This is a genomic window from Arthrobacter sp. SAFR-179, from assembly GCF_059414945.1.
The window spans coordinates 62,952-81,601 of record NZ_JBPFDM010000003.1; the positions used below are offsets into that span (position 1 = coordinate 62,952).

Genomic DNA, 18,650 nt, shown 5'->3' on the forward strand with positions numbered 1-18,650 from the left:
GGGGTTGGTCACAGTGCCCAGTCTCCGCTCTTGCCGCCGCTCTTGGCCAGCACCTTGATTTCCGTCAGGACGGCATGCTTGTCCACCGCCTTGATCATGTCGTAGACACTAAGGGCTGCCACTGACACTGCGGTCAGGGCCTCCATCTCCACGCCGGTGACACCCCGGGTCTTCACGGTGGAGCTGATGGTCACGGCGTCAGTGCCGAGGTCGAAGTCAACGGTGACTTTTGAGAGGGGCAGCGGGTGGCAGAGCGGAATCAGGTCCGGCGTTTTCTTGGCGCCCATGATGCCTGCCACGCGGGCCACGGCCAGGGCATCGCCCTTGGGGAGGCCGCCAGTGCCCAGGAGCTGCATCACCTCGGTGGTGGTCCTGACGGTGGCGGTGGCCGTAGCTTCCCGGGTGGTCTCGGCTTTGGCGGAGACATCCACCATCTGGGCGCTGCCGTCCTGGCGCAGGTGCGTCAGTGCGGGGGTATGTTCTGCGTTCACAGCATCCATACTTCCACCTCGTCGCCGTCGGCGAGTTCCGTTACACCGGAAGGAACGTGGACCAGGACGTTCGATCCGGCGAGGGCGTGCATCAGGTGCGAGCTCTCGCCACCCTCCAGCCGAACGGTTCCGTCCGGCTGCAGGCTGCCGCGCCGGACCTGGTGCTTGTGCCGGGGCGAGGTGAGTTTCCCGCCCGCCCCTCCAAGGTCGAGGCGGGCGCGCAGCGGCAGCCTTCGGGCCGGCGCCCCGAGCAACTCCGACAGTGCGGGGCGGAGGAACATCTCGAAGGACACCAGGCAGCTGACCGGATTGCCGGGAAACCCAAGGAAGGGGACGCCGTCGAACGTTCCCAGTCCCTGGGGCCCGCCCGGCTGCATGGCCACGTGCAGGAAGTCCACCGGCTGGTCCGCCATTGCCTGCCGAACCACTTCGTAGGCCCCCTTGCTGACCCCGCCGGTGGTGACGATCAGGTCGGCGTCCCGGCCTTCGGTCCGCAGCAGCGCCTGGAGTTCGGCCGGGTTGTCGGTGGAAATTCCGGTGCGGCGGACTGTCAGGCCCGCCTGATTCATGGCGGCTTCCAGGAGTGTTCCGTTTGAGTCGTAGATCTTGCCGGGCGGGAGCGGCCGGCCGGGTTCCACCACCTCGTCCCCCGTGGTGACCAGCAGGACGGTCACCGCCTTGTACACTGCCACCTCCGGCAGGCCCAGGGCGGCGAGCAGCCCCAGCTGGGCCGGCCCCAGGCACGTCCCGGCGGCCAGGGCACGCTCCCCTGCCCTGGTGTCGCTGCCCGGGAAGCGCACGAACGCTCCGGGTGCGGTGACGGGCAGCGTTACTGTCTGCCCGTCAACGGATGCCAGGAAGTGGTCCGGCACCGCCTTTTCAATGGGCACGACGGCGTCAGCCCCCGCCGGGATCATGGCACCGGTCATGATGGGCGCCGCAGTGCCCGGCTCGAGCGGCTGCGGACTTGACCCGGCGGGAACCGGGGGCATGATGCGCAGGTCAATGCCGGCGTCGGGAATGTCCGCGGAACGGACGGCGTACCCGTCCATCTGGGAATTGGCGAAGGGGGGAAGGCTGAGCGGCGCGGCGACGTCGCCCACCAGGCCGCGGCCCAGCGCCTGGCTGAGTGGCAGGGTTTCGACGCGGTCCGTTGTCCGGAGCGGCCGGAGAAGTTCGACGACGGCGGCTGCATGCTCAGCGACGGACCGGGCGTGCTCCGCTGCGTGGTGGGCGGGGCCCTGCGTGGTGTGGCTGGTCATGGGTGCGCCTTTGGTCTGGGCCGTCAGGGGTCTGGTCCTCAGGTGGTCTGGGCCGTCAGGATTTCACGTCCACTCTAACGGTGTGGAATCCGGTGGCTCCGTCGGGTGCCGGTGGGCGTGCCGTTTCCTCCTGGGGTTCGCCTGCTAGGTTGGTGGCGCGCACCTGCACCTCGTACTGCCCGGGAGTGAGGTCCGCGGCCAGCTTCCACTGGTACCAGGTGTCGGCGGAGATCCCCGTGGCGAGTTCCGCTTCCCGCCATGGTCCGCGGTTGGTCCGCAGTTCCACCTTCCGGATGCCGGTGTGCTGGGCCCAGGCGACGCCGGCGAAAACAACCGTTCCCGCATTGACCGGGCGGCCGCTGCGGGGGACGTCGATGCGGGATGACGTCTTGATGGGCCCGCGCTCGGACCAGCCACGCGGAGTCCAGTACCCGGCGTCGTCGGCGAACCGGGTGACTTTGAGTTCGGTGACCCATTTGGTGGCCGAGACATAGCCATACAGGCCCGGAACCACCAGGCGGACCGGGAAGCCGTGCTCCAGCGGCAGCGGTTCACCGTTCATGCCCACAGCCAGCAGGGCATCCCGGTTATCGGTGAGGACCTCCAGCGGCGTCCCGGCGGTCCAGCCGTCGGCGCTGCGGGAGAGGACCATGTCGGCGTCCGGCTGGGGACCGGCAAGGGCCAGCAGTTCCCGGACGGGCCAGCCCAGCCAGCGGGCGTTTCCGATCAGGTCACCGCCCACGCCGTTGGAGACGCAGGCGATGGTGATGTGCCGTTCGGTCAGCGGCTTGGCCAGGAGGTCTGCGTAGGAGAGCTGGACTTCTCGGGCTACCTTGCCGGTTACTTTGAGGACCCAGGTATCCGGGTTGACCGCCGGGACGGACAGCGCGGTGTCGATCCGGTAGAAGTCCCGGTTAGGGGTTACCAGCGGCGGCGTGTCTGCAACACCCGACTCCGCAGCAGCAGGCACGGGCTTTGCCGGTGACGCCGCTGCGGGAAGGGTGATCCGTGCCCGGGCCTCGGTGACCGCCATGGTGGCCCCGCGCCAGATTCCTGCCAGTACTCCTCCCGCCGCAGAAGCCGCTGCCGTGACACCAAGGAACTGGAAGAAGCTGCGGCGGGTTTGGGCGGCCACGGGGTCAGGCGTTGCTTCTCCAGCGGCAGCAGGCTGGCTGGCTGTTCGGTTGGCAGGCATTGAAACCTCCCACACATGCAGCCTGGGCACCAGGACGCGCAACAGCACGACGGCGGCTCCCGCGGCCAGGAGCGGAGGGATGAGCGACATGGGGGTCATCTGGGAACGCGTGAGGACGGCGGCCGATCCGGCAAGTCCGAAAATTCCCATCACGGCAGCACCGGTGAACCGCCGGCGATATTCGAGGACTCCGGCAAGCCCGGCCAGGGCGGCGATGACCAGCGCCATTCCCACCAGGAGCGCGGCCTTGTCTGCCGTGCCGAAGACGGAGATCGCCCAGTCTTTAACGCCCGGAGGGACGGCGTCGATGACGGCGCCGCCAACGGCTGTCAACGGTGAAAGCGACGGGCTGAGAACCCCTGCGGCCAACTCCCCCGCTGCCACACCGGCCCCGGCCGAGGCTATCCCGGCAGCCGCAGCCCAACCGCCCCTGGCGCGCGGGACTGCCTGCAGCGGGACGGAACTTTCAGCCCGCTCCCCAAGGCCCGCGCCGTCGTCGTCCGCTGCGTGCCGGCGCTGGGAACTCTTCACAACTTCCAGCATAGGTTTGCCAAGGGTCGTCGGCGGCGGTGCGCACATATATCTTGCCCAGCTGAGTCTGGTCACAGGTGTGATGGGCGGCTCAACGTGGCGTAGCCTGATTTCATGAGTGTCCAGCTAGGCATGCCCCAGCCGCGGGAGGAAGCAGCATCGGCGCTGCCCGGCGTCCCCGCGCGCCGCCCGGCCGATGCACCGGCCGGGCTGGTGGATCGGTATGGCCGCCGCGCCACCGACATGAGGCTGTCCCTGACGGACAAATGCAACCTCCGCTGCACCTACTGCATGCCGGCGGAAGGCCTGGAATGGCTCGCCAAGCAGGCTGTCATGTCTGCCGAAGAGATCGTTCGGATTGTCAAGGTTGGAGTGGAGCAGCTGGGTGTCCGCGAACTGCGTCTGACCGGCGGCGAGCCGCTTGTCCGGCACGATCTGGTGCAGATCATTGCGGCGCTGCGGGCCAACCATCCGGACCTGCCGATCTCCATGACCACCAACGGTGTTGGCCTGGCCAAGAAGGCGGCCGCCCTCAAGGAGGCCGGCCTGACCCGCATCAATGTGTCACTGGACTCCCTGCATGAAGAAACGTTCACCAAGCTGACCCGGCGTCCGTTCCTGGGCCAGGTCCTGGCCGGCGTGGATGCCGCCTGGGCTGCCGGCCTGGGCCCAGTCAAACTGAACGCTGTCCTGATGCGCGGCATTAACGATGCCGAATCGCCGCAGCTGCTCGACTGGGCGTTGGGGCGCGGCTATGAACTGCGGTTCATCGAACAGATGCCGTTGGACGCCGATCACGGCTGGACCCGGCGCAACATGATCACCGCCGCCGAGATCCGCGATCTGCTGTCCCGCGAGTTTGTCCTCAGCCCCGATCCCCGGGCGCGTGATGGTGCCCCTGCAGAGAGGTTTGAAGTACGACGGCGGGCGGCAGGTTCTGCGGATTCGGCTGGTCCAGTTTCGCCTGGTCCAGTGCTGGGAACCGTGGGAATTATCGCTTCCGTCACCGAGCCGTTCTGCTCGGACTGCCGGCGCACCAGGATCACTGCCGAGGGCAAGATCATGAGCTGTCTGTTCTCGCGCGAAGAGTTCGACCTGCTGGGTCTGTTGCGGGCCGGGGCCACCGACCGGGAACTGGCGCAGCGGTGGCAGGACGCCATGTGGATCAAACCCAAGGCCCACGGCATGGACCATGTGGGACTGGATGCTCCGGACTTTGTCCAGCCGGACCGCAGCATGAGCGCTATCGGGGGCTGACCGGGATGCTTGTACGTTATTTTGCTGCCGCACGCGCTGCCGCAGGCTTCGAGGAAGAAAAGTTCGAACTTCCGGCTGGTGCTACCGTGGCGGACCTGCTGGAGGCGGTGCTCGCCGTAGAGCGTGCCGAACCCCCTGCCGGGACGCCGCCGCTTCCGCGGATCCTGTCTCGCAGCAGCTTCCTGCTCAATGAGGTGGCCGTCCGGGATCACTCGACAGTTCTTGGTCCGGACGATGTGGTGGACGTGTTGCCTCCGTTCGCCGGCGGGTAAACAACCGGCCCGTATTCGGAACAGCTCATGAGGCTGCCGCGGGTTTCTGATCGCCCGGTCCTTTGATGCCCTGGCGCAGCTTTGAATGTCAGTGCCTCGTTGGAAGATGTTTCCATGGGAATCGGCGCAGGTGTTGGGGTGGCTTTGGAGGGTGTTCATGCCTCCGTTGCTGCCCTCGATGCGCTGGACCGTGAGGATGCTTTCCTGGCTGCCGGGGAAGGTGTTGGGGCTGACGTGGATGTGTTGCAGCGGCGGTACGAACTCCGGCTGGAACGGCTGGAGGTGGTGAAGCGGCTAGAGGCGCAGCTCGCCGCGATGAAGGCACGCGACGCGGTGGAGTGCGTAGGGTTCCAGCACGCGATGCTTGCCCCGGACGCCGCGGTGCATGAGCGCACGTTCGCGGAGATGTCAGTGGTGGAGGAAATCGCCGGGGTCCTGACCGTCAGCTCCGGCGCTGCCGGGGCTTTCGTGGAGCAATCCCGCCGGGTGTGTACCCTGCCGCCGGTGATGGAGGCTTTGGCCGCCGGTTACCTGTCCTGGCAGCACGCGAAAATTGTTGCCGACGAAACCGAGGGCCTCACCCCCGACGGCGCGGCCGCCCTCGTGGCGCACTTCTTCGACCCTGATGCACCCAACCCGGCCCGCGGCGCCGCCCCCGGTGAGCTCGTGCCCTCCCGGTTCCGGACGAAGGTCCGTAACTGGCGGGAACGCCACCACCCCGAAACCCTGGAGAAACGCCACGCCAAGGGTGTCGCGGACCGGCGGATGGAATACACCCCGGACCGCGACGGCATGGCCTGGAACTCGCTCCACCTCCCCGGCGACACCGCCTGCGCCATCTGGAACCGCACCACCGCCACCGCCCGCGGCCTCCAAGGCCCCAACGAACCCCGCACCATCACCCAACTCCGCCCCGACATCGCCGCATCACTACTCCTCGGCGCCAACAACGCCACCGCCGCACGTTCCGGGAGCGTCCCGGCTGAGGCAACCGCTACTGATACCGCCCAGGGTCCCGGGAGCGCGCCCGGTGCAGACAGCGTCTCCGACACGGCCGGTCTGGCAGCCACTACGGAAATCGGGAAAGTCCCCGCTCCGCGGGCCGATGTCCTGGTCATGGTCCCGGTGTTCTCCCTCCTCGGCCAGACGGACGAACCCGCGGTGCTGGACGGTTTCGGCCCCATCCCGGCCTCGATGGCACGCAAACTCGTCGCGGACGGGGCAGAGTCGTTCTACCGGGTCCTGGTCGACCCCCGCGACGGGACACCACTGGAGATCGGACGCCAACGGTACCGGCTCCCCGAGACCATCAAACAGTGGATCCGGATGCGCGACGGCAAATGCACCTTCCCCGGCTGCAGCAACCACACCCCGGACAACGACACCGACCACCTCACCGCCTGGGAACACGGCGGCACCACCGGCACCAGCAACCTGGCACAACTCTGCCCCAAACATCACCGCCTCAAACACGCACGGCCATGGATCCCCCACCCCGTGACGGAGAACGGCTCTCCCGGCTGGACCTCACCCACCGGACGCCACTACAAACCCGAACACCCCGACCCCGAACCAACCCACTGGCCACCTGCGATCCTGCACTTACTAGCCGAGATCCCGGACTGGCTGGACATACCAGAGGTGCCATGTGCAGAGCCACCCCGTGACCGCTTCATTGACCCGGACGAACTCTCACCAGCGGATCCGCTGTGGGACGACTTCTACGCCATGCCATTCCGCCTGCCGCCGGATCCAGAAATGAACTGGCAGATGCTGCTGACGTGAAAAGTCCTGCTGAAGCCTGTGCTGGCAACACTGGTGGTCCACTATCCACCGTCCGTCGTTCCAAGCAGCCATTGTTACCCCCGTGAGCCGGTTCCAAGCGCCATGGCCATCAATGCCGCCCGGCTGTGGACTCCGCAAGCCTGGAAGATTTGCTTGAACTGGTCCTGGACAGTGTATGGAGTCACTCCTTGGGTATCCGCCATAGTTCCTGTGTCCGCCCCGGCAGCAGCCAACCACAACAGCTCCCTCTGCCGCTGCGTAAGACCGAAGGCCCGGGCAAAGATGTCCAGCCGGTCCGAAGGCATACAGCCCTGAATGGTGACGGCCAGCGGCGGTGTCGAGCCCTCTGCGGCAGGGGCAATCCGGTTGGCTCGCAGCAGTGCCCATCTACCGGAACCAATATGCACCCTGCTCTCCGCGTCATGGTGGTCCACTCCGGCCTCCCTCGCGAGCAACTGCGCACCAACGTTCAGCACCTCGGCCGGAACCTGGTGATGCGGGACGGGACCGGGTTGCAACAGATGGAGCCACGCGTTGACCGATTCAGTCCGGCCAACCACGGCGAGGTCTTCGCTCAAGGTCAGGACACCCTGCTCGGGTAATCCCTGCCTCCCTCTACCCGGCCCAGGGGCCATGTCCTGTCGAGAAGGTGCACCGGGCAGTGCAGAGTCGCCTTTCTGGGAAGCCAGATCCAGCCCGACCATAACGTCAGGCGTGGTTCCTGCATGGAATTGCCTGGACACGGAACGACGCAATCCCGGTGTCAGCGCCGCTGCCAGCTCAGCCAGGTAAGTGGTTTCTTCTTCCGTGAAGTCGTCTGCCTCTCCAGTTCGCCAGAGATCAAGCCAGGCCCAGCACCCGTGCTGGTCGGCGAAGACGACTGACAGCACGTCGCGAACGTCGTAGCGATTCAGCACTCCCCTCCACAACAGGCTGCGGGCAGGATCACCCTGGGTTGCGTGCAGGAGGCTCAATGCGGGGACTGAAGAAGCCATCAACCCGGTCCAGCGCGCCGGAGGGGAAAGGTACTTGAGACGGATGAGTGCTGGCAGTTCCTGCGGGCAGGGAATCCTGGCCCGAGGAGCCATGCCTACCGTCGTGCGGGGGTCGCAAAGAGGCCAGACGAATGCGTCGAAGGGCACCATGGTGCCCACTTCCGTGAGCACGGCTTTTCGGAGAGCCTGGTGGTCCCGGATGGATCCAGCAAGAACCCGGATGCGTTCAAGGCTTCGGACCATCGCCCAGGCCCTCTTCATTCCCCCAGTATGCTCCCGCCGGCACCACCGGACCCGACGCACCCGCCACCCAGATTTCTGGGATACCGGCCAGGGACCGTGCCGTCTATGTTGGCGGCGTGGGCAGCGCCCACGTCGGCAAACGAGTGAGGAGACTCCGATGTACACCCTGCAGATCGAACACACCATCACGGACTTCCAAACCTGGAAGACCGCTTTTGACCGCGACCCGGTCAACAGGGCGGCTTCCGGGGTGCTCTCCCACCGGATTGGCCAACCAGTCGGGGACCCGCACTACATCGTTGTTGAGCTGGACTTCGCGGATTTGGACAAGGCGGAGCGATTGCTCTCGGACCTGCGCGAACACGTGTGGCATTCCCCTGCCAACGCCCCTGCTCTCGCCGGAGCGCCAAAGACCCGCATCATCGAGGCAGCGGCCTGAACCGCTGTTCAGACGCGGTGGAACTCCGAGCGCATAAACGGCCTGTAGGGCGAAGCCTTGCCGTTGGCACCAGCATCAGGCGCGGCACCGGCGTCGTCCTTGCCCATCACCCGCAACTCGGTGACGTGAATGAGGATATCCCCCTCAACGTGGACTGAATGGCGTGTCCACCCGGCGTCGCTGGGGCGCTCAACGCGCAGGACGCCGTCGCGCCAGGTACATCGGGCGGCGCTGCCTGGCGGAACACCGGTGCTGTCGACGTAGTACCAGAGCACATCCTTGCGGACCGGATCAACCGTGAAGATTCCATGGCCTTCAAAATGGCTGCCGTCCGGCTCAACGTGCCGGTAGCTCTGCACAACACCGAGGCCTCCGGCCACCTGGTGGTAGGTCACCTCGGCGTCCACGCTGTGTTCCGGCCCCCAGGGACCGGTAGCCACGGACGTGCGGCCCCGCCAGTGCCCCACCAGACGGGATAGCCCCGGATGTGCGTGCTCCGCTGTTGGCCCGTTCACCGTTCCGCCGCCTCCTGCCGAAGATCATCCCTCCCTCAGGATGGGCTCTCCCCGGCCGGACCGCCAGTGTCCCACGGCAGCAGTCTCCCGTGGGCAGCACTGCCCGGTGGCTCCAGGTACTAAAGCCCGAAGGTCTCGGTCTCGGCGAAGGGACCCACCACGGTGATGGTCCGCGGCGCTGCGGCGAGTTCGGCCGCAAGTTCCTGGACCTGCTCGGTGGTGACTGCTTTGATCAACCGCAGGGTTTCATCGATGTCCTGGTATTCACCCGACACCAGCTCGGCGCGGCCCAGCCGGGACATCCGCGAGCCGGTGTCTTCCAGTGCAAGGACAATTCCGCCGCCGAGTTGTCCCACGGCCTTGCGGAGTTCGTCGTCGGAAATTCCGTGTTCGGCGAGCTTGTCGAGCTCAATACCAAGCAGGTCCACCACCTGGCGCACTTTCGACGGCGTGCAGCCCGCGTACATCCCAAAGTAGCCGGCGTCGGCGTAGGACGACGCAAAGGAGTAGGTGGAGTACACCAGTCCACGCTTCTCGCGGACCTCCTGGAACAGCCGGGAGGACATGCCGCCGCCGAGGACCGCATTCAGGACACTCATGACGTAGCGCCGTTCGTCGGTGGCAACGATCGTGGGGCATCCCATAATGATGTTTGCCTGCTCCACGGCGCGCTTGACCACATGCAGGCCGGCGGTTCCCGTGATCAGGGCGCGCTCGGTGGAGCGCCGCTGCACCGGTGCGGCGTCGGCTTCCAACGACCAACCGGCGGTCTGCAGGGCGTCCACCACCAGGCCGCACACCTTATCGTGGTCCAGGCCGCCTGCGGCGGTGATCACCAATTCTTCGGGCTTGTAGTACCGGCGGTAGTGCTCCCACACTGAATCGCGGGCCACGGCCTTGATCGCAGCCGGGGTGCCGCCAATCGGCCGTCCGAGGGGGTGGCTGCCGAGGACCGCGGCGACGAAGTGCTCGTGCGCCACATCCGTGGGGTCATCGCTGTCCATGGCGATTTCCTCCAGGATGACGTCCCGTTCCTGCTCCATCTCGTCAGGATCCAGCACCGCGCCGGTGATCATATCCGCGATCACGTCGATGGCCATGGGGAGGTCGGAGTCCAGGACGCGGGCAAAGTAGCAGGTGCTTTCCTTGGCTGTTGCCGCGTTTGATTCGCCGCCTACCTCATCAAAGGCAGAGGCAATTTCCAGGGCCGTGCGGCGCCTGGTGCCTTTGAACAGCAGGTGCTCCAGGAAGTGGGTGGACCCGTGCTGGCCGGGCGCCTCGTCCCGGGACCCCACGCCCACCCAGAACCCGATGGTTGCCGACCGCTGCCCCGGCATCGCCTCCGTCAGTACCCGCACTCCCCCTGGCAGTACTGAACGCCGGACCTCGGACCCGCCGTCGGAGCCGTGGACCAGGGTATCGCCGGCGTGGTTCTGCTCAAGCGGCAGGGGTACAACAGTCATTGATGCCTTTCAGGACGGGCAGCCGGATCTGGCTGCCATCGTAACAGCGGCGGGACCGGTGGATCATCCACCGGTCCCGCCGATTCGTGCTTATGCCGGGAAGCCCGGGCTGTTAGACGTCAGCGCCTTCAGCGGGCTCCGTGGTGTGGGCGCGTTCGGTGTCAGCCTCCGCGCCTTCTTCCTCGGCAACCACCGGGGCGAGCGAGAGCTTTCCACGGTCATCGATCTTGGTGATTTCCACCTGGACCTTCTGGCCCACCGAGACAACGTCGTCGACGTTGTCCACGCGCTTGCCGTTGGCCAGCTTGCGGAGCTCGGAGATGTGCAGGAGGCCGTCCTTGCCCGGGGTCAGCGACACGAAGGCACCGAAGGTGGTGGTCTTGACGACCGTACCCAGGTAACGCTCGCCGATTTCCGGGACCTGCGGGTTCGCGATGGCGTTGATGGCGGAGCGTGCTGCGTCGGCAGACGGACCGTTGGTGGCGCCAATGTAGACCGTGCCGTCGTCCTCGATGGAGATGTCGGCGCCGGTGTCCTCCTGGATCTGGTTGATCATCTTGCCCTTGGGGCCGATGACCTCGCCGATCTTGTCCACGGGGATCTTGACGGCGATGACGCGCGGCGCGAACTCGGAGAGCTCGTCCGGGGTGTCGATGGCCGAGTTGATGACCTCGAGGATGTGCAGGCGTGCTTCGCGGGCCTGCTTCAGTGCTGCTGCCAGCACGGAAGCGGGGATGCCGTCGAGCTTGGTGTCCAGCTGGATGGCCGTGACGAACTCGGAGGTACCGGCAACCTTGAAGTCCATGTCACCGAAGGCGTCTTCGGCGCCAAGGATATCGGTCAGGGCCGCGTAGCGGGTCTGGCCGTCAACCTGGTCGGAGACCAGGCCCATGGCGATGCCGGCGACGGCGGCCTTCAGGGGCACACCGGCGTTCAGCAGGGACAGGGTGGAGGCGCAGACGGAACCCATCGACGTCGAGCCGTTGGAACCGAGGGCCTCGGATACCTGGCGGATGGCGTAGGGGAATTCCTCGCGGGACGGCAGGACGGGCACCAGGGCGCGTTCCGCAAGGGCACCGTGGCCGATTTCGCGGCGTTTGGGCGAGCCCACGCGGCCGGTTTCACCGGTGGAGTACGGCGGGAAGTTGTAGTTGTGCATGTAGCGCTTGCGGGTGACGGGCGACAGCGAGTCGATCTGCTGTTCCATTTTGAGCATGTTCAGCGTGGTGACACCCATGATCTGGGTCTCGCCGCGCTCGAAGATGGCTGAACCGTGAACGCGGGGCAGAACCTCAACCTCTGCAGTGAGCTGGCGGATGTCCGTCAGGCCACGGCCGTCGATGCGGATCTGGTCCTTGAGGATGCGCTGGCGCACAACGTGCTTGGTCACCGACCGGAAGGCTGCGGAGAGTTCCTTCTCGCGGCCCTCGAACTGGCCTGCCAGGTTGCCGAGGACCTCGTCCTTGAGCGCGTCGGAAGCGTTGTCGCGTTCCTGCTTGTCGGCGATCTGGAAGACAGCGGCAAGCTTTTCGGCGGCGGCGGATTCGACGGCGGCGTAAGCGTCATCCTCGTAGTCGAGGAAGACCGGGAATTCAACCGTGGGCTTTGCGGCGCGTGCGGCCAGATCGGCCTGGGCGTCGCAGAGTGCCTTGATGAACGGCTTGGCAGCCTCGAGGCCCTCGGCCACAACCTCTTCGGTGGGGGCGGTGGCGCCCTGTTCCTTGATGAGGTTCCAGGAGTTGTCGGTGGCTTCGGCCTCAACCATCATGATGGCGACGTCGTCACCTGCAACGCGGCCGGCAACAACCATGTTGAACACGGAGTTTTCCAGCTGCGAGTGCTTGGGGAAGGCAACCCACTGCGAGCCGTTTTCGTCGGCAACCAGGGCAACGCGGACGCCGCCGATGGGGCCGGAGAACGGAAGGCCGGACAGCTGCGTGGACATGGAGGAAGCGTTGATCGCCACCACGTCGTACAGCTCGTCGGGGTTGATGGCCAGGACGGTGACCACGATCTGGACCTCGTTGCGCAGGCCCTTGATGAATGCGGGGCGCAGCGGGCGGTCCATCAGGCGGCAGGCCAGGATGGCCTCGGTGGACGGGCGGCCTTCACGGCGGAAGAACGAGCCCGGGATGCGGCCGGCAGCGTACATGCGCTCTTCGACGTCGACCGTCAGCGGGAAGAAGTCAAAGCCTTCACGCGGGTGCTTGCCGGCAGTGGTGGCGGACAGCAGTGCGGTGTCATCGTCGATGTACACCATGGCTGCGCCGGCTGCCTGCTTGGCAAGGCGGCCGGTTTCGAAGCGGATTACGCGCTTGCCGAAACGGCCATTGTCAATGACTGCTTCCGAGAACTGGATTTCGGGACCCTCCAAGAGAGTCACCTCCGTTTCTGTTTGACGGAAGTCCAGCCGCATCAACCCGGCCAGCATCTGTCTACTGGCCCTGCACCCGGTCATCGATCGAGACCCACGGGCCGCCGGCTTCAGTCAACGAAGCCGTTCCCGGGGATCACTACCGAGGACCGCGAATGCGTGATGCGGTTGATCCTCCTGTTTAGTTTTTATTTGAAGAAGGCGGCCCGTTCCGGAAGGAAAGGGCCGCCCGAAGCCAGACTAGCGGCGCAGGCCGAGGCGCTCGATGAGCGAACGGTAGCGGGCGATGTCAGTCTTCTTGAGGTAGCTCAGCATACGCTTGCGACGACCAACCATGGCCAGCAGACCGCGCTGGGTGTGGTAATCGTGCTTGTGCTCCTTCATGTGCTCAGTCAGATCCTTGATCCGCTGGGTCAGGACGGCAACCTGGACCTCCGGTGAACCGGTGTCGCCTTCTACGGTTGCGTATTCCTTGATGATGGACTGCTTTACAGCGGCGTCAAGTGCCACAATAACTCCTTGGGAATGTGCCGTGAGGGCCCAGGTCAGTAACTCACTGCCGGGTCTGCCGGGTACGTCCTGATCCGGCGAACCGGAGCAGGCGGACTGCAACAGGAACCAGCCGCCACGGACTGCAGCCGGATCCATCGTCCAGTTTACCGGCCCCGGCCTAACCTTGTCGAAACAGAGCGCTCCTCAGCCCTGGAGCCGGTCCCGGATAGCGGCCATGCCCTGGAGGACTTCCGCGAAACTGGTGCTCAAGGGCGACAATCCCACCCGGATGCCGTGCGGAGAACGGAAGTCCGGGATCACGTCTCCGTCCCAGAGTGCCTCAACGGTGGCCTTGGTGAAGTTGGCATGATCCACCGTGATGTGGCCTCCCCGCTCCCCCGGGTCCCGCGGAGACGCCAGTTCCGCACCCAGCGGGGCCAGCCAGGCGTCGAAGACCTCCACCGCGAACGCGGTCAGCGCCAGGGACTTCTCCCGGATGGCAGCCATGGTGGTTTCCTCGATGAGGTCCAGGGTGCCCTGCATGGCGATCATGCCGAAAATGGCGGGGGTGCCGCTGAGGAAGCCGCGGATGCCGGCGGCCGGTTCATAGCCGGCGGCCATCTCGAAGGCGTCCTTGCGCCCCATCCACCCCCAGATGGGCTGGTTCAGCGAGGGCAGGTGCCGGGCATTGACGTAGGCGAAGGCAGGTGAGCCGGGGCCGCCGTTGAGGTACTTGTAGGTGCAGCCGCCTGCGAAGTCCACGTCCGCGCCGTCAAGGTCGATCTCCACGGACCCCGCCGAATGGCAAAGATCCCACACCACCAGGGCGCCGGCGTCGTGCACTGCCGCGGTGATGGCGGGCAGGTCGGCCAGGTGGCCGGAGCGGTAGGCGATCTGGCTGAGGAGGACGACGGCGGTCCGCGGCCCGGTGGCCTGGCGCACCTGCTCAAGAGTCACCCCGGCCGCCGGGTCAGGCTCGATCCAGCGGAGGGTCAGACCTTCCTCGAGGGCGATGCCCTCCACCAGGTAGCGGTCAGTGGGGAAGTTTTCGGTGTCCAGCACCAGCTCGTTGCGGTCAGGGTCCTGCACTGCGGCAAGGGCGGCGCGGATCAGCTTGTAGAGGACCACGGTGGTGGAATCGGCGATGATGGTCTGCCCCGGGGCCGCTCCGAGGACAGCGCGGCCCAGCTGGTCCCCGATAGCCTGTGGCATGCTGAGCCACTTTTCGTCCCAGCCGCGGATCAGGCGGCCGCCCCATTCGTCCCGGATGAAGGCGGCGACGTCGTCGGCCGTGCGCTTGAGGGGCCTGCCCAGGGAGTTTCCATCCAGGTAGGACAAGGGCGTGTCCGTGCCGATGAAATGGTCCCGGCAGTGCGCCAGGGCGTCCCGGCGGTCCAGCTCTTCGGCCCGCGCACGGAGGTCTTCGGCGGTCACCGCCGTGGGGTTTTCCTGGTGGATGCTCATTGTCCGATCTCCGTCCTGACAGCGAATAGTTCCGGGAAGAACGTCAGTTCCAGGGCCTTCTGCAGGAAAGTGACGCCGCTGGATCCCCCGGTGCCCGTCTTCATGCCGATGGTCCGCTGGACGGTGCGCAGGTGCCGGAACCGCCAGAGCTGGAAGTTGTCCTCCAGATCAACCAGTTCCTCACACGCCTCGTAGGCCGCCCAGTTGTCCGCCGCATTTTCGTAGATGTGTTTGAAGAGCGGGACCAGTTCCGGGGCGAACTCGTGCGCCCGCGTGACGTCCCGGTCCAGGACCGAAGGGGGCACGTCGAAACCCTGGCGGGCGAGGTACGCCAGGAATTCGTCGTAGATGCTGGGTGCGGCCAGCAGTTCCTCCAGCATGGCGTGCGCTTCGGAGTCGGATTCGAAGACCGGCAGCATCTTGCGGTTCTTGTTGCCCAGGACGAATTCGACGGCGCGGTACTGGGCGGACTGGAACCCCGACGAGTTGCCCAGGAACCCGCGGAACTGCGAATACTCGGTGGGTGTCAGGGTGGCCAGGACGGACCACTGCTCGGTGAGGGTCTTCTGGATGTGCTTGACCCGGGCAATGCCCTTGAGCGCGGACCCGAGATCGTCTTCCCGGAGCCAGGCGGCGGCGCTCCGCAGCTCATGCAGGACCAGCTTGAGCCACAGCTCCGTGGTCTGGTGCTGGATGATGAACAGGAGCTCGTCGTGGTGTTCGGGCTGGCTGACCGGCTGCTGGGCGCTGAGCAGCGTGGGTAATTGCAGGTAGGAGGCGTAGCTCATCCGCGAGCTGAAGTCGCGGACGATCCCCTTATCCAGCTTGCGGGTGTTCTTTTCGACGGACACGTGCTGCCTTTCGTTGTGCTCACCCGGTTGCTGAAGCTCCGGCGGATGCTGGAATCAGCGGCCGCTGAGGAGCTGGTGGGCCTGGGCCACATCCAGCCGCATTTGTTCCACCAGGGCCTCAGGGCCACGATAGGCCACCATGCCGCGCAGCCGCGCCACGAATTCAACAATCACTGTCTGGCCGTACAGATCGAAGTCCTCCACGGCCTCCTTGGGCCGGTCGATCACGTGCGCTTCAACCTGGCGGCTCACGCCGTCGAACGTGGGATTGGACCCTACCGAGATCGCGGCCGGCCAGCGCGTGCCGGCCTGGTCCACGAGCCAGCCGGCGTAGATGCCGTCCGCGGGAATCAGCCCTGAGGCGTTCGAGGAGAGGTTGGCCGTGGGGAAGCCGAGGGCACGGCCGCGGGCGGCGCCATGGACCACCTCGCCGCGCATCCTGTGCGGACGGCCCAGGACGGAGGCGGCCGTGGCCACATCGCCCTCCTGCAGGGCCTCGCGCACCCAGGTGGAGGAACAGCGACGGTCCGTGCCGTCGTCGTCATGCAGGGGGTAGCCCTCGGCCCCGAACTCGCTGATGACCTGGACGTCGAAGCCGAACTTGTCGCCCAGCGCCTTCATGGTGTCCAGGTCCCCGGAGTTGCCCCGTCCAAAGCGGGCGTCATGTCCGATGACCACGTGGCTGGCATGCAGGCAATCCACCAGGTACTGCTCCACGAATTCCTCCGCCGTGAGGCTGGCGAGGTCCAGCGAGTACTTGACCACCAGGACGGCGTCCAGTCCCAGTTCGCCCAGCGCCTCCAGCTTGTCATCCAGGCCCATGATCAGCTCCGGGGCGGCCTCGGGACGGTGGATGACCGCCGGGTGGGGGTCGAACGTCACGGCAACAGCCTTGGCGTGGGAGAGACGGGCCGAACGGATCAGCTGGGACAGCACCTGCTGGTGGCCGCGGTGGACACCGTCAAAATTGCCGAAAGTGACAACGGATGGGCCGAAATCCGCCGGGACATCGGACGGATCGTTCCAGATGTAAACCATCACCCTCGCCTTAAGCTGCCTGCATCGACGTTCCGGAACCATGCCGGCCGCGGAACTCTTCAAGATTACCCGGATTCATTGTGCTGCCCTTGACACCCTGACGCCCCCGGCGCCACGCGGTTGCTTTGGCTTCACCGGGAAGCGCTGGCACGCGGTCCAGCCACCGAAGGCCGGCGCCGGTAAAGCCACACCAGGCCAAGGATGGGCAGCAGCAGCGGTATGAAGCCGTAGCCGCGGCCAAACAGGGACCACACCGTCTCGTGCGGGAACTGCACGGAATCCAGGATGCTCAGGGTCCCCACCACCAGGACACCCACCAGTTCAACCAATACTGCGGCCACGGAGACCTTGAACCAGGTGGTTCCGGCCTTGGCCAGTGACACTGTGGCCACCACGTAGACCAGCGCGGCGAAGGCGGATAGCAGGTAGGCCAGCGGAGCCTCGGAGAACTTGGTGAGGATCTGGTAGCCGGCACGGGCGGTGGCCGAGATGGCGAAGACTCCATATACGGCAATCAGGAGACGGCCGGGGCCGGTGTTGCGGGTATTGCGGACGGATCCGTCCCGTGTGGCCGCCTGGGCCTGCTTGTCTTTCATTCCTGCTGCTTCTTCCACTTCAGTACCAGATCTGGTTCATTCGGGCAGCCATGACGAGTGCCGTGACGCCAACTGCGGCCAGGACAAAGTTGCTCCACCGTGTGCGCTCCAGGATGGACCAGTAGATCGCTGCGGGCGGCAGGAGCATGGCGGTGGCCATATAGCCCCAGAACTCCCACGCCTCGCCGGCAATGGGTTCGCCGGCAGTGACCCGGACGATGGAACCCACCAGGTACACCACCAGGGCCACTTCCACCGCAACGACAGACAGGATGGTCACGTCGTTCGGCGCTTTCTTCAGGATTCCTGCGCCCAGGCATACCAGCGTCGACACCAGGCCGACGACCAGAACGATCCAAAAATATGCGTCCACGCTTTAGTCCTCCGCGGCGGCGGTTGCGGCCGCTCCGGAGCCGGGGGCGAAGACAAGCACCGGCTTGGCGTAGCTGCCGGCGTCGGCAAGAAGGGCCACCAGGGTGCCGTCGGGGGCGAAGGCAGCGGCGGGATGTTCGGCGGTGGCAGCGCCGGGAGCGCCAGGGGCGGCCCCCGCAGCAATGCGCCGCCCAAAGGAGATCTCCGTGGTTTCCTCGGCGCTGAGTTCACGGTTCGGCATCAGCGCGCGGGCAGCTTCGGACATTTCGAGGACGTTGAGCTCCTGGGCCAGCTGTTCAAGGGTGCGCGCCTGATCCAGGGAGTAGGGGCCCACGTGGGTCCTGCGGAGGGCGGTGAGGTGGCCTCCCACGCCGAGGGCATTGCCAAGGTCCCGGGCCAGGGCACGGATGTACGTACCGGAGGAGCATTCGACCGTGACGTCGAGATCAACCACATCCGCCTCGGGATCCCGGCGGATGGCGTGCACCTCGAACCGGTGGATGGTGACGGGGCGCGAGGCCAGCTGCACCTCCTCACCCGACCGCACCCGCGCATAGGCGCGTTCGCCGTTCACCTTGATGGCGCTGACGCTGCTGGGCACCTGCTGGATGTCGCCCGTGAGGGCCGCGACGCCGTCGTAAATTGCCTGTTCGCTGACGCCGGACGTGCCGGCCGTGGCGGTGACCTCCCCTTCCGCGTCATCGGTGACGGTTGACTGGCCCAGCCGGATGGTGGCGGTGTAGGTCTTTGAGGTGCCCACGATGTAGGTGAGCAGCCGCGTTGCCTTGTTGATGCCCACCACCAGCACGCCGGTGGCCATCGGGTCCAGGGTTCCTGCGTGCCCCACTTTCCGGGTTCCCGCGAGGCGCCGCATCCGGCCAACCACATCATGGCTGGTCCATCCCTGCGGCTTGTCCACTATCACCAGTCCAGAAAGCACGCCTCCCAGTATATCGGCGCTGGTAGGCCCGCCTGCCCACCCACCGGGGTCCTGCGGTACGGTCCGCGGCAGGCC

18 protein-coding genes are annotated in these 18,650 nt (G+C 66.1%); 4 read left to right on the forward strand and 14 right to left on the reverse strand.

The window, feature by feature from the left end; all coding sequences use genetic code 11:
• Nucleotides 1–8: 8 nt before the first annotated feature.
• The 3 genes from moaC to ACR65K_RS07230 are packed head-to-tail and all read right to left on the reverse strand — an operon-like array spanning nt 9 to nt 3,332.
• Nucleotides 9–500 (reverse strand): cyclic pyranopterin monophosphate synthase MoaC, encoded by a 492-nt coding sequence (moaC, locus tag ACR65K_RS07220; protein ID WP_056338365.1) that lies wholly within the window; start codon nt 498–500, stop codon nt 9–11.
• Nucleotides 488–1,753, reverse strand: a complete 1,266-nt coding sequence (locus ACR65K_RS07225) for a molybdopterin molybdotransferase MoeA (RefSeq protein WP_440151989.1) — start codon at nt 1,751–1,753, stop codon at nt 488–490. The genes moaC and ACR65K_RS07225 overlap by 13 nt, the downstream gene beginning before the upstream one ends.
• 55 nt (nt 1,754–1,808) lie before the next feature.
• Complete coding sequence (locus ACR65K_RS07230; RefSeq protein WP_440152310.1) at nt 1,809–3,332, reverse strand: molybdopterin-dependent oxidoreductase; 1,524 nt, start codon at nt 3,330–3,332, stop codon at nt 1,809–1,811.
• Nucleotides 3,333–3,593: 261 nt separating this feature from the next.
• Between ACR65K_RS07230 and moaA the strand changes: the two genes are divergently transcribed.
• The 3 genes from moaA (at nt 3,594) to ACR65K_RS07245 (ending at nt 6,793) form a co-directional block, all read left to right on the forward strand.
• Nucleotides 3,594–4,736 carry a GTP 3',8-cyclase MoaA gene (gene moaA / locus ACR65K_RS07235; RefSeq protein ID WP_440151991.1) on the forward strand — a complete coding sequence of 381 codons (1,143 nt, stop codon included), beginning with the start codon at nt 3,594–3,596 and terminating at the stop codon, nt 4,734–4,736.
• A gap of 5 nt (nt 4,737–4,741) precedes the next feature.
• Nucleotides 4,742–5,008 carry a MoaD/ThiS family protein gene (locus tag ACR65K_RS07240; RefSeq protein ID WP_440151992.1) on the forward strand — a complete coding sequence of 89 codons (267 nt, stop codon included), beginning with the start codon at nt 4,742–4,744 and terminating at the stop codon, nt 5,006–5,008.
• Between the two features lie 114 nt (nt 5,009–5,122).
• Entirely contained in the window at nt 5,123–6,793 is a 1,671-nt protein-coding gene (locus ACR65K_RS07245) for an HNH endonuclease signature motif containing protein (RefSeq protein ID WP_440151994.1), read from the forward strand.
• Nucleotides 6,794–6,867: 74 nt separating this feature from the next.
• Here ACR65K_RS07245 and ACR65K_RS07250 read toward each other — a convergent pair whose 3' ends face one another.
• The gene (locus ACR65K_RS07250) at nt 6,868–8,049 is read right to left on the reverse strand and encodes a helix-turn-helix transcriptional regulator (protein WP_440151995.1); all 1,182 of its coding nucleotides are present in this window, start codon (nt 8,047–8,049) and stop codon (nt 6,868–6,870) included.
• Between the two features lie 139 nt (nt 8,050–8,188).
• Here ACR65K_RS07250 and ACR65K_RS07255 point away from each other — a divergent pair, with 139 nt between their 5' ends.
• Nucleotides 8,189–8,470, forward strand: coding sequence for a hypothetical protein (locus ACR65K_RS07255; RefSeq protein WP_056338380.1), 282 nt, complete (start codon nt 8,189–8,191; stop codon nt 8,468–8,470).
• 8 nt (nt 8,471–8,478) lie between these two features.
• Here ACR65K_RS07255 and ACR65K_RS07260 read toward each other — a convergent pair whose 3' ends face one another.
• The 10 genes from ACR65K_RS07260 to truB all read right to left on the reverse strand — a co-directional run bounded on the left by ACR65K_RS07260 (nt 8,479) and on the right by truB (nt 18,575).
• A complete protein-coding gene (locus ACR65K_RS07260) occupies nt 8,479–8,985 on the reverse strand; it encodes a DUF1579 family protein (protein WP_440151996.1) in 507 nt (168 codons plus the stop codon).
• A gap of 119 nt (nt 8,986–9,104) precedes the next feature.
• Nucleotides 9,105–10,448 carry a M16 family metallopeptidase gene (locus ACR65K_RS07265; protein ID WP_440151998.1) on the reverse strand — a complete coding sequence of 448 codons (1,344 nt, stop codon included), beginning with the start codon at nt 10,446–10,448 and terminating at the stop codon, nt 9,105–9,107.
• Nucleotides 10,449–10,560: 112 nt separating this feature from the next.
• Nucleotides 10,561–12,822, reverse strand: a complete 2,262-nt coding sequence (locus ACR65K_RS07270; RefSeq protein WP_440152311.1) for a polyribonucleotide nucleotidyltransferase — start codon at nt 12,820–12,822, stop codon at nt 10,561–10,563.
• Nucleotides 12,823–13,062: 240 nt separating this feature from the next.
• Entirely contained in the window at nt 13,063–13,332 is a 270-nt protein-coding gene (gene rpsO / locus ACR65K_RS07275; RefSeq protein WP_056338389.1) for a 30S ribosomal protein S15, read from the reverse strand.
• A gap of 186 nt (nt 13,333–13,518) precedes the next feature.
• A complete protein-coding gene (locus ACR65K_RS07280) occupies nt 13,519–14,778 on the reverse strand; it encodes a kynureninase (RefSeq protein ID WP_440151999.1) in 1,260 nt (419 codons plus the stop codon).
• A complete protein-coding gene (gene kynA, locus ACR65K_RS07285; RefSeq protein ID WP_440152000.1) occupies nt 14,775–15,629 on the reverse strand; it encodes a tryptophan 2,3-dioxygenase in 855 nt (284 codons plus the stop codon). The genes ACR65K_RS07280 and kynA overlap by 4 nt, the downstream gene beginning before the upstream one ends.
• Nucleotides 15,630–15,683: 54 nt before the next feature.
• A complete protein-coding gene (locus ACR65K_RS07290) occupies nt 15,684–16,667 on the reverse strand; it encodes a bifunctional riboflavin kinase/FAD synthetase (RefSeq protein WP_440152001.1) in 984 nt (327 codons plus the stop codon).
• Nucleotides 16,668–16,798: 131 nt separating this feature from the next.
• Nucleotides 16,799–17,263 (reverse strand): hypothetical protein, encoded by a 465-nt coding sequence (locus ACR65K_RS07295; RefSeq protein WP_440152002.1) that lies wholly within the window; start codon nt 17,261–17,263, stop codon nt 16,799–16,801.
• A 19-nt stretch (nt 17,264–17,282) separates the two neighbouring features.
• The gene (locus ACR65K_RS07300; RefSeq protein WP_440152003.1) at nt 17,283–17,636 is read right to left on the reverse strand and encodes a hypothetical protein; all 354 of its coding nucleotides are present in this window, start codon (nt 17,634–17,636) and stop codon (nt 17,283–17,285) included.
• A gap of 3 nt (nt 17,637–17,639) precedes the next feature.
• The gene (gene truB / locus ACR65K_RS07305) at nt 17,640–18,575 is read right to left on the reverse strand and encodes a tRNA pseudouridine(55) synthase TruB (protein WP_440152004.1); all 936 of its coding nucleotides are present in this window, start codon (nt 18,573–18,575) and stop codon (nt 17,640–17,642) included.
• Between the last annotated feature and the right edge of the window lie 75 nt (nt 18,576–18,650).

Excerpts from the sequence above, each read along its gene's own strand:
- ACR65K_RS07290 (WP_440152001.1), bottom strand. The coding sequence starts at position 16,667 with ATGGTTTACATCTGGAACGATCCGTCCGATGTCCCGGCGGATTTCGGC.
- ACR65K_RS07250 (WP_440151995.1), bottom strand. The coding sequence starts at position 8,049 with ATGAAGAGGGCCTGGGCGATGGTCCGAAGCCTTGAACGCATCCGGGTT.
- moaA (WP_440151991.1), top strand. The coding sequence starts at position 3,594 with ATGAGTGTCCAGCTAGGCATGCCCCAGCCGCGGGAGGAAGCAGCATCG.
- ACR65K_RS07225 (WP_440151989.1), bottom strand. The coding sequence starts at position 1,753 with ATGACCAGCCACACCACGCAGGGCCCCGCCCACCACGCAGCGGAGCAC.
- ACR65K_RS07295 (WP_440152002.1), bottom strand. The coding sequence starts at position 17,263 with ATGAAAGACAAGCAGGCCCAGGCGGCCACACGGGACGGATCCGTCCGC.
- ACR65K_RS07240 (WP_440151992.1), top strand. The coding sequence starts at position 4,742 with ATGCTTGTACGTTATTTTGCTGCCGCACGCGCTGCCGCAGGCTTCGAG.
- ACR65K_RS07245 (WP_440151994.1), top strand. The coding sequence starts at position 5,123 with ATGGGAATCGGCGCAGGTGTTGGGGTGGCTTTGGAGGGTGTTCATGCC.
- moaC (WP_056338365.1), bottom strand. The coding sequence starts at position 500 with ATGGATGCTGTGAACGCAGAACATACCCCCGCACTGACGCACCTGCGC.
- ACR65K_RS07255 (WP_056338380.1), top strand. The coding sequence starts at position 8,189 with ATGTACACCCTGCAGATCGAACACACCATCACGGACTTCCAAACCTGG.
- ACR65K_RS07265 (WP_440151998.1), bottom strand. The coding sequence starts at position 10,448 with ATGACTGTTGTACCCCTGCCGCTTGAGCAGAACCACGCCGGCGATACC.
- ACR65K_RS07280 (WP_440151999.1), bottom strand. The coding sequence starts at position 14,778 with ATGAGCATCCACCAGGAAAACCCCACGGCGGTGACCGCCGAAGACCTC.